This window comes from Flavobacterium sp. (assembly GCF_049590715.1).
Classification (GTDB): Bacteria; Bacteroidota; Bacteroidia; order Flavobacteriales; family Flavobacteriaceae; genus Flavobacterium.
On record NZ_JBAWDL010000168.1, the window covers coordinates 1 to 2,294 of the forward strand.

The 2,294-nt window shown below is 35.2% G+C and carries 5 protein-coding genes; 3 read left to right on the forward strand and 2 right to left on the reverse strand.

Features of this window, described 5'->3' with window-relative positions; genetic code table 11:
- The coding region (locus WBQ70_RS07800; protein WP_423912575.1) for a transposase at nucleotides 1-428 on the forward strand (428 nt) is incomplete at its 5' end.
- Here the strand turns inward: WBQ70_RS07800 and cas2 are convergent.
- Nucleotides 425-754 carry a CRISPR-associated endonuclease Cas2 gene (gene cas2, locus WBQ70_RS07805; RefSeq protein ID WP_423912578.1) on the reverse strand — a complete coding sequence of 110 codons (330 nt, stop codon included), beginning with the start codon at nucleotides 752-754 and terminating at the stop codon, nucleotides 425-427. The two genes, WBQ70_RS07800 and cas2, sit on opposite strands and share 4 nt — an antisense overlap.
- Nucleotides 730-1,644, reverse strand: a complete 915-nt coding sequence (gene cas1 / locus WBQ70_RS07810; RefSeq protein ID WP_423912581.1) for a type II CRISPR-associated endonuclease Cas1 — start codon at nucleotides 1,642-1,644, stop codon at nucleotides 730-732. The genes cas2 and cas1 overlap by 25 nt, the downstream gene beginning before the upstream one ends.
- Before the next feature lie 26 nt (nucleotides 1,645-1,670).
- Here cas1 and WBQ70_RS07815 point away from each other — a divergent pair, with 26 nt between their 5' ends.
- Nucleotides 1,671-1,862, forward strand: coding sequence for a hypothetical protein (locus tag WBQ70_RS07815; RefSeq protein ID WP_423912584.1), 192 nt, complete (start codon nucleotides 1,671-1,673; stop codon nucleotides 1,860-1,862).
- Nucleotides 1,817-2,294: pseudouridine synthase (locus tag WBQ70_RS07820; protein WP_423912586.1), on the forward strand; the 478-nt coding region annotated here is incomplete at its 3' end. The genes WBQ70_RS07815 and WBQ70_RS07820, both read left to right, overlap by 46 nt.

The window sequence follows — 2,294 nt, forward strand, 5'->3', positions numbered from 1 at the left end:
GTCGCGACCTGTCCGTACAGGAGCACCTGTCCGTACAGGATTCAAAGGTTGAAAATAATCAAATAATGTTTCGAAATGAATTTGGAGAAATTGCCCATAGGCAATTTGAGTGGTTAGAAAATCAGTATGAATATGTGATTTTACATTCGTTTATCATAATGCCTAATCATGCGCACGCTATTATTGAAATTGATTCAAATACTATCAAAGATCCAGATATAAAAATAAAATCTTTGTCTGAATTGATAGGAGCTTATAAAACGACTTCATCAAAATTTATTAGGCGTTCTGGTTTAGTGGATTTTGCTTGGCATCGTTCTTTTCATGATCATATTATCAGAAATGAAAATTCCTATCATCGCATTGACGATTATATTATTACAAATGCTGCCCGTTGGAATGTTGATGTGTTTTTTGATCAACATTAAAATAATTCCAACTGTGTAGGTTGAGGTGCTTTAGGAACTTCAGCTTTGCCCCAAAAATTAAGAATATTTCCAAACTGTTTATCGGTTATTCGTAAGACACTGACTTTGCCCATGGGTGGTAAAAGATTGTGAATTCTTTTTTCATGTACATCGGCACTTTCGCTACTGGCACAATGTCGTACATAAACAGAATATTGCATCATCGAAAAGCCATCCTTCAAAAGATTATTTCGAAATTGCGAAGCATTTCTACGATCTTTTTTGGTTTCTGTAGGGAGGTCAAAAAACACAAACAACCACATTATTCGGTATCCGTTAAGTTCCATAATTTAGGGTATTTTAATTTTTTTCGTTGCCCAGTGTAGCATTGTTGGAGGGAACTGGCGGTTTTTTGTAATGCTACCATTAAAGGACTTTTTTCATCTTTGAAATAAACGGTGCGTGTAAGGATTTGGAGAAGTTCTGATTTTAAAACAGAATTTAATTCTTGTTCATTGTAGTTCTGCATGATTTCAAAAACTTTTTCATCCACAATAGGACGATAGGGTTCCATAATATCATCGGCAAGAGCAAAAGCATTGTATTTGCTTTTGTGATGAATTCCCAGAGTATTTAGTAGCCCACTTCCTGATAAAGCTCGGGCTGTAGCTGCTCTTAAAATGGCATAACCATAATTGAGAAAATTATTAGGATAATCCCCAAAACGTTCCCTTTTGAACTTAGAGACGCTTTCATTTGCTTCAAAAAACACTTTCCAATATTGGCTTGCTGCAACACCTTCCATATTAGTGGTGTCACCACTCAGTACTTTACTAGCCAGGAATTCAAAACTATTTTTTTGGGTGGTTATTTTTTGTAACAGATACCCTTGGTTGGTTATTTTTTCGACAATAGTTTGTTGCCATAATTGTTTTTTGAGAGGTACAGAGGCTTCAATTTGGTTTTTGAAAATTTCTTGTTGGATATGATGACTGTTGAGGTTTAGAAACATACCATTAGGGAGGTGATTGTTTCCACATATAATCAGTGCGGCGTTATTTTCTACGATTAAATTCATTGCAGGAATACTTAAATAAATCTCGTTATGGTCTAGGACTAAAAAACCAATATCTTCAATAGGAATAGTACTTTCTCGAAGTTCTGTTTTTATAACTAGCTGAAGATTTTTGGTAAAAATAGAAGCTTTGTTTTCTATTAGAATGGATCTTTTGAGCATGATTTTTGTTTTTAAAATTGCTGTAAATGAAGGATTTATGTTTTGGTTATTGTAAAGATGCAAATAAAATAAGTGGTTTTATTACGGTTTTCCGTAAATGGAATCGGGAATTAAAAGCGGTAATCTCTAATAAATTTTGCATTTTTGCACTTGCAATCAATTTCAAACCCTCATGTCCCATCGCCATTTCATCCTTCACAAACCCAACGGTTATTTAAGTCAGTTCATTTACGAATTGAAAAGAAAGAAAAAACTTTTGGGCGAATTGCATGATTTTCCCGAGGGAACGATGGCTATAGGTCGCTTAGATGAAGATTCAGAGGGATTATTGTTATTAACTACTGATGGAAAGATGAGCGAAATCATTCGGTCTAAAAAAGTAGATAAAGAGTACTTTGTACAAGTAGATGGTGTGATCACGCAAGAAGCGATTGACCAATTGAAAGAAGGAGTTGAAATTGGGTTTGACGGTGGAAAATACAGAACCAAAAAATGCGATGCTAGACTGGTTACAGAAATCCCTGATTTTGATCCAAGAGGAAAAAAGATTCGTGACGAACGTCATGGTCCTACGACCTGGGCATCAATAACGGTCAATGAAGGAAAGTTTAGACAAGTTCGTAAAATGACTGCTGCGGTTGGGTTTCCTA